The 8,016-nt window shown below is 41.2% G+C and carries 7 protein-coding genes; 1 reads left to right on the forward strand and 6 read right to left on the reverse strand.

What is annotated here, in order from left to right; translation table 11 throughout:
* Positions 1-420 precede the first annotated feature (420 nt).
* Positions 421-963: a gamma carbonic anhydrase family protein gene (locus ACJAT7_RS16370; protein ID WP_415227875.1), complete on the forward strand. Its 543-nt coding sequence runs from the start codon at positions 421-423 to the stop codon at positions 961-963.
* Positions 964-1,024: 61 nt separating this feature from the next.
* Here the strand turns inward: ACJAT7_RS16370 and argH are convergent, their stop codons facing one another.
* From argH to ACJAT7_RS16400, 6 genes are all read right to left on the reverse strand, one after another.
* On the reverse strand, positions 1,025-2,899 hold the full coding sequence (gene argH / locus ACJAT7_RS16375) for an argininosuccinate lyase (protein ID WP_415227876.1): 1,875 nt from the start codon (positions 2,897-2,899) through the stop codon (positions 1,025-1,027).
* A gap of 150 nt (positions 2,900-3,049) precedes the next feature.
* A complete protein-coding gene (locus tag ACJAT7_RS16380; RefSeq protein WP_415227877.1) occupies positions 3,050-4,258 on the reverse strand; it encodes an argininosuccinate synthase in 1,209 nt (402 codons plus the stop codon).
* A 4-nt stretch (positions 4,259-4,262) separates the two neighbouring features.
* Positions 4,263-5,174: an ornithine carbamoyltransferase gene (locus tag ACJAT7_RS16385; protein ID WP_415227878.1), complete on the reverse strand. Its 912-nt coding sequence runs from the start codon at positions 5,172-5,174 to the stop codon at positions 4,263-4,265.
* A gap of 10 nt (positions 5,175-5,184) precedes the next feature.
* Entirely contained in the window at positions 5,185-5,973 is a 789-nt protein-coding gene (gene argB, locus ACJAT7_RS16390; RefSeq protein WP_415227879.1) for an acetylglutamate kinase, read from the reverse strand.
* Positions 5,974-5,989: 16 nt separating this feature from the next.
* Positions 5,990-7,003 carry an N-acetyl-gamma-glutamyl-phosphate reductase gene (gene argC, locus ACJAT7_RS16395; protein ID WP_415227880.1) on the reverse strand — a complete coding sequence of 338 codons (1,014 nt, stop codon included), beginning with the start codon at positions 7,001-7,003 and terminating at the stop codon, positions 5,990-5,992.
* Between the two features lie 234 nt (positions 7,004-7,237).
* A partial coding sequence (locus tag ACJAT7_RS16400; protein WP_415227881.1) for an HD domain-containing phosphohydrolase occupies positions 7,238-8,016 on the reverse strand: 779 nt, incomplete at its 5' end.

Here is an 8,016-nt window from a genome sequence, read left to right on the forward strand (position 1 = left end):
ACTATTGATGTTGCCTTGCATTATAAATAATGCGAGGACTTTGATTTTTTTGAAATCACATCAACAATAAGTGTCCACACAGATTGTTTGATTAAATTGTTAAAGAGCAGCCTTTCGGCGAGGTGCGAATAATACGCGCCTTTCAAGCGATGTCAACAGCCTTTTTAAGGTTTCCAATTAACGTTTAACGTTATCAGAAACTAGCCTCTTTCGTTCTCAGTCACTGGCGTTGCAGCCCGTGTCTGTGTGGCGCATTATAGAGATTCAGATCACATTGGCAAGTGTTTTTTACATAATAAGAGGTTATTTATCTAATTGTTTTTTATACCTGCTTTGCAAACAAGTTATCCACAAAATTTTCATTGTTATACACATGCTCTTATCATATAGTTTCGTTATTACTTATCTAATGAGGTTTTTATGCCCCCTACTTTACGTTCTTATAAGGATAGTTATCCTGTAATTGGAAATTCTGTTTATATTGATCCCTTCTCTTCAATTATTGGTAGTGTTGAATTAGCAGATGATGTCAGTGTTTGGCCTATGTGCGTTATACGCGGAGATGTGAATCATATTAAAATAGGTAAACGCACTAATATTCAAGATGGGGCTGTCTTGCATGTAGCACGTAAAGGTGAAGCAAGTATTGACGGGTATTCCTTAGAGATTGGTGAAGATGTTACGGTTGGACATAAAGCGTTATTACATGCATGCCAAATCGGGGATCGGGTTTTAATTGGTATGGGAGCGATTGTTTTAGATAATGTGCGTATAGAGAGTGATGTTATTTTGGCAGCCGGTGCCTTAGTCCCTCCAAACAAAAAGTTACAGTCTGGCTACCTATATGTAGGCTCACCAGCTAAACCGACCCGAAAACTGACAGAGGAGGAGTTTGCCTTTCTAAAGCGCTCTGCAGCGCATTACGTTAAACTAAAAAATGACTATATTGAGGCTGACTTTTAACCGGGATATAAAAAAGGCTACATTTGCGTAGCCTTTCTTGTTGCCTGTACCAATATTAAAACTACAGCATTTGTTTATGGATCAAGGTGCTACTTTGAATGTTAAATTCTAGCGCAACCTCATCGCATGCATCTTGACGGATGCACATTGCGCAGTCTTTCATTACTTTCTCTGGCATCAGAGCTTTACTTGTTGGACTAAAACCAAGTTTCATAAAGAATTCAGGCATACGAGTCAGTACAAAAACGCGTTTAATTGCTAATTTTTCTGCGCGTTTAACGATTAACTCCACTAACGCTCGACCTTGGCCTCTGCACTCAAAGCCAGGCTCAACGCCTAAAGAGCGAATTTCCGCAAGGCCCGTATCGTAAACATACAAAGAGCCGCAACCCGTTACTTTACCCTCACACTCAGTCACTGCAAATTCACCAATTGATTTCACCAAATCGGATTTGTCGCGTGGTAAATTTTCACCTTTGTCAGCCCAGTGATTAACCATTGACTCAATACGATCTAAATCAGTTAACCGTGCAGTACGGATCACCAGGCCGGAAGTATCACGATCAGACAAACGCTGTTCTGCTTCACAGAGTGCATATTCAATTTGCGCTGGTGAAACACCACCTTGCGCTTTACGTGCTGACAATGTTGCCTCCAATGTTAGCACTGGATAAACATCATCCTCTATAACCTTGGAGAATTCTTTAAACTGCGCAACCGATAGCTCTTCTAGCGGCACCCCTTTTTCAATCGCAACGACTACAGCGACGCCTACAATATGGTGCGCTTCGCGAAAAGGGATCCCCTTAGCAACAAGGTAATCTGCCAATTCAGTGGCATTTGAATAACCGCCTTGTGCGGCTTCTTTAGTGCGCTCTTCATTAACTTTAAGATCGGTTAATGCCATTGACGCCATTGCCAAACAATCGCCCCATGTATCTAATGCGTCAAATAACCCTTCTTTGTCTTCCTGCATATCTTTATTATATGCAAGAGGAAGCGCTTTTAATGTCATTAACATACCTGCTAATGAGCCAAACACACGGCCGGATTTACCACGAATAAGCTCCATCGCATCTGGGTTTTTCTTTTGTGGCATTAATGATGAGCCCGACGTCACCAGATCGGACATTTCTATAAAGGACGCTTCGCCACTGTTATAGAAAATCAGATCTTCAGCCATGCGCGACAGGTGAACCATTGAAAGTGTTGCGCAACTCATTAATTCCACAACATGATCACGATCCGATACTGAATCTAAGCTGTTACGTGTTGCGCGAGCAAATCCAAGTGCATGCGCCAGTGCAGTACGATCAATCGCATATGCAGTACCCGCTAATGCGCCACTGCCTAATGGACAGGTATTCAAACGTTCTAGGCACCCTTCTAAACGGCTGTGATCACGCTCTAACATTTCTAAATAAGCCAAACACCAATGTGAAAACGTTACTGGTTGTGCTCGCTGCAAATGGGTGTAACCGGGTAGCACAACCGATTGATGGATGCGCGCAAGTTCAATCAATTTTGTTTCTAATGTATCAAGGTGAAGAATGAGCTCTTGCGCCGTTTTTTTACACCATAATTTCAAATCCGTCGCGACTTGGTCATTACGACTGCGTCCTGTGTGCAATTTTTTACCTAAATCACCGACTTTTTGAATAAGTTGAATTTCAACCCAAGAATGGATATCTTCAGCATCCGATTGTAATATCTGCTCGGGATTTGCTTGTACTGAAATTAAAAGTTCATTTAGTGCGGCTTCTAACTGCTTTTGTTCATCTGCTGTTAATATGTCAACCGTTTGTAATGCCTGAGACCAAGCGATCGAGCCAATAATATCTTGCTCAGCAAGCCGATAATCGAATTTTAATGAATCATTAAATAGTTTAAATTTTACGTCTGCCGCTTGGCTAAAACGTCCGCCCCATAGTGCCATGTTAATGCTCCATCACATTCTGTAGATTAATATTAGTTATTCTATTTGTATTAACTCTTTTTCTATTTCAAGTAAGAGCAGATATAAATAGAAATTCCTGTTTGCCAATTAAGGCAAACAGGAATTAAATTGTACTGTTAAATGTTTATACTATTTTTTTTTGTTCAGCGTACGAATACGGCTTGAAAGTGAGTATAAACGAATAAAGCCTTCGGCATGTTTTTGATCGTAAACATTATCATCACCAAATGTTGCGAACTCTTCAGAGTACAAGCTATCAGGAGAGCGTTTTTGCACTGCAGTCACTTGGCCCTTGTACATTTTAACAACCACATCGCCATTAGCATCTTTTGCTAATGCTTCAGAAGCTGCGAGTAGTGAACCACAAAGAGGTGTAAACCAACGACCGTCGTAAACTAAATGAGCAAACTCTTGTCCCACTTGGTCACGCCATTTTCGTGCGGGTTTATCATGAACTAATTCATCAATACCACGCAGCGCCGTGACCATTACAGTTCCCCCGGGCGTTTCGTAACAACCACGAGACTTCATACCAACAGTACGGTTCTCTGTGATATCAATACGACCGATTCCATGAGCAGCTGCCTTTTCATTTAACAGCATTAATGCAGCATAAGGTGACAGTTCAACACCATCAACAGCAACAACACGCGCATTCTCAACTTTAATGGTCAGGTACTCAGGCACATTAGGCGCATCAATTGGATCAACTGTTAATGTCCAAACACCTTTGCTAGGTTCATTCCATGGGTTTTCTAACTCGCCACCTTCATGAGAGATATGCCATGCATTGGCATCACGACTGTAGATTTTTGTCGCGCTAGCGGTTGTTTCAATATTACGCTCAGCCAGATAATCAAGCAGATCTTCACGTGATACCATATCCCATTCACGCCAAGGTGCGATAACTCTCAGCTCAGGAGCAAGTGCTGCAAAACAGCTTTCAAAGCGAATTTGGTCATTACCTTTACCAGTACAACCATGACAAAGCGCATCAGCGCCTACTTTAAGTGCAACTTCAACTTGCGCTTTGGCGATAATAGGACGCGCCATCGAAGTGCCTAGTAAGTATGTGCCTTCGTAAACAGCACCCGTTGCAATCGTTGGATAGATATAATCTTTTACAAATTCTTCTTTAAGATCAACTATGTGGCATTCAGATGCACCTGATGCTAAGGCTTTTTCCTGCAAGCCAACCAGCTCTTCCGCGCCTTGACCAACGTCGGCACAAAAAGCAACAATCTCACAATCATCGTAGGTTTCTTTTAACCATGGAATGATTGCAGAAGTATCTAGACCACCAGAATAAGCGAGTACAACTTTTTTAACTTTACTCATTTGATTATTTTCCTTTCATCAATGTAAGCATAATAGCGTTTTGAATGTGCATTCTGTTTTCTGCTTGGTCAAAAATTAACGAAGCAGGGCCGTCCATAACAGCAGAGGTGATATCTAAACCACGGTGCGCAGGCTGGCAATGTAATACGTGTTTAATCTCAGTTAAATCAAGCAGTTCTTGGTTGATTTGGTATGGCATAAATTTAGCTTTGATCTGTTCAAGTGGCGTATCATCACCCATTGAAAGCCAAGTATCACCATAAACCACATCATACCCTTTAATATCTTCAATATTATTGGTGACCTTGATCTTACCACCATTTTTAGCGGCAATCTCTTCAGCAATTTTCATTATTTGTGCATCAGGGCTATGACCGATAGGGCAGACGGCAGTCACGGTTGCCCCTAAAATCGCACCGGCAATAAATAGAGAATGGGTAACATTATTACCATCACCAACATAAGCAACTTTGACCTGAGAAAGGTCATCATACTGCTCAGAAATAGTCATAAAATCAGCCATTGCCTGACAAGGATGATAGAGATCGCATAAAGAGTTAATTACTGGTACACGTGAATATTGCTGCATTTCAAGCAGAGTTTTATGCTCATATACGCGCGCCACAATACAGTCCGCCCAGCGCGAAAGATTAGATGCAAAATCTTTAACGTCTTCTCGGCTGCCCATAGCACCATTAGTCTGATCTAAATAAACAGCATGGCCGCCTAATTTATGAACACCTATATCAAACGTGACACGGGTACGCAGTGACTGTTTTTCAAACAATGTCACAACACTTTTACCCGCTAATGCCTGGCTGTATTTAGCCGGATCTGCTTTTAACTCTTTACCCAAGGCAATCAGTTCTAGCGCCTGTTGCTGAGTCATTTCCATACCAGTTAATAAATTTTCCATAATCACTTCTCTACTTAACGACTTTTGTCCCCACTGCTTCACCTGCAAGCAATGACACTAAATTTTCAGGATTTTTCCAACTAGCTAATATTACATAGCCTAATCTGTTTGCGGCTTGCAATGCTGCTTTTACTTTTATCGCCATACCGTCTCGGATGACATTATCGCGAATCAGTGTATCAGCTAATTGCTCGTTTAGCTCTGCAATAACTTGCTTTTGAGCATCCCACACACCATCCACATCGGACAAGAAAACTAACTCCGCCCCGACCAGTTCACAAATGGTGATTGCAGCTTGATCGGCGTTAACATTATATAACCGCCCGTCTTCACCAATACCAATTGATGAGATCACGGGTAAATGACCAGCCTCTAATAACCCGTTGATTAAAGATGGATTATTTGCACTGCAAACACCCACGGCCCCTAATTCCGGATCAAGTTGTGTCACTTTACAGCTAAAACCATCAGCAAGCGATAAGCCCACGGCAGACAGACCTGCTTGTAAGGCTTTCGCCATCAACAATTTATTGGATGTACCCGCTAATGCACCTGCAACATAAGGAATTTGTTCGAAGGGTGTAATTCTCAGCCCCTCTTTTTTCTTACTGACGATATTCATTTTTTTTAAAAGATCTTCCACAATCACACCGCCACCATGTACCAATAAAAGTGGCCGTTGCTGTTTGTGTAAATAAGCAGTTAAGGCGGAAAACAGGTTAGTTAACGCTTGATCATTTTCAAGCACTGCACCACCTAATTTTATTAATAAAGGTTTTTGGGATAAAGATTGAGTCATTGTCTAAAAATCCTGCTTATAAAAGTGAAGTTGTGATAGCAAAACCAAAACGTAAATTAATACATTGTATAGCTTGGGACGACGCACCCTTTAATAAATTATCTATGGCACTGAAAACAACTAAATCATCCCCATCAATCGCCCACCCCAAATCGCAATAAGGCGTACCAACAACATTTTTCAGTGCAGGGTAACGGCCCTCCGCCATTAAGCGCACAATCGGTTTATCTGCATATGCATCTAAATAAGCTTGCTTAACTTGCTCACTGGTTACGCCCGCTTTTAATTGCACATTGATACTGGCTAAAATGCCTCGTTTGAAACTGCCTAGATGTGGCGTAAATACCACTGGCAAACCTAAATGCTGATCGATTTCAGGCTTATGGCGATGGGTAAACACACCATAGGGTTGTAAGCTCACTTCACAGAAACTACTGGCAACACTCGCCTTACGTCCAGCACCACTTACGCCACTGGTGGCATTAATGGTTGGTTTTGTATTTTCTTTAATAAATCCTGCTTCCGCTAACGGTTTTAGTGCTGTTAGTGATGCAGTTGTATAACAACCAGGCACAGCAATTAAATCTGTTTTTTTGATCGTTGCAAAATTCCACTCGGCTAAACCATAAACCGCTTTTTCTAATAATTCGGGATACTGATGCGTGAAACCATAATATTTGTCATAAAAATCTGCACACTTAACTCGGAACGCACCAGACAGGTCAAACACGACCGTATTTTCAGCAAGGAACAGTGCCGCCAAGTCATGACTCACTTCATGTGCTGTCGCCAAAATAACGATATCTATCTCTTCACAAACACTTTTAATGCCGCTGATAGCTAAAGGTTGCAAAGGTAAATCAACCACGCCTAATAAGCTGCCGTATAGTTCAGATAACTTTTTACCGCGATCCAAACTACCTTCGGAAACATATAAGCCGGTCAATTCAATATGTTCATGACGTGTTAAAAAATGTGCTAACTCTGCGCCGGTATAACCACTCGCACCCACTATAATGGCTTTTAACATAAGAAGTTCCTGTTTCATTTACGGTTTTAAAAATGGAGAACGTATTATAAAGAGAGTCATTCTCGATAAAAAGGGTATTCTAATTACCTCTGCTTATTTATGCAATAAACATGAATAATTATTTATATCGTAGTTATTGTCCATTTCTATAAAATAACCGGTTAATTTAGCTTTTCCCTCTTGCGTAATCACCCCAAAAAAATTAACACCTATATTAAACGGATAAAAACCTAGTTAATCATCTGCGGGGTTACTTTCCAACCGATCCGCGTATTGCTCTTTTATCTGCAATATTTTAGGCAGACAAGCTTTAAAGTGTGGCAACAACTCAGGATCGAAGTGTTTGCCAGATTCACTTTCAATCAACGCCATCGCTTTTTCAACGGACCATGCGTTTTTATAAGGCCGCTCACTTGTCAGTGCATCAAAAACATCGGCAATAGCAACGATGCGCGCACTTAATGGAATATCCTCACCACTTATCCCCGCAGGATATCCGGTACCATCCCACTTTTCATGGTGGTATTGCACCACTTCAACAGCCATCGCCAATAGATCAGATTCATGCTTACCTAAAATTTCAACACCGAAATCAACATGCCTCTGCATAATCGCCCATTCATCAGGATTAAGCTTACCTGTTTTTAATAATACATAATCAGGAATGCCTATTTTTCCTATATCGTGCATTGGTGCTGCATTATAAAGCAGTTCAGACCACGCCTTATTTCCCGTTATCCGTTTTGCTAAAAAGTGTGCATACCAACCAATACGAATAACATGCGAGCCTGTTTCATTATCTTTAAACTCAGCCGCACGCCCTAAACTTTGTACTATCTCAATACGTGTTTTTTCTAACTCTTTTGTTCTTTCCTGCACCAAACTCATCAGGTGAGATTTTTGGTTTGATAATTTCAAATGGGCACTTACCCTTGCCAGAATAAGCGATGGACTATAGGGTTTTGTAATGAAGTCAACTGCGCCTAACGCAAAGCCCCTCTGTTCATCTTCTA

Source organism: Psychromonas sp. (assembly GCF_047632995.1).
In the GTDB taxonomy this organism is placed as follows: Bacteria; Pseudomonadota; Gammaproteobacteria; order Enterobacterales; family Psychromonadaceae; genus Psychromonas.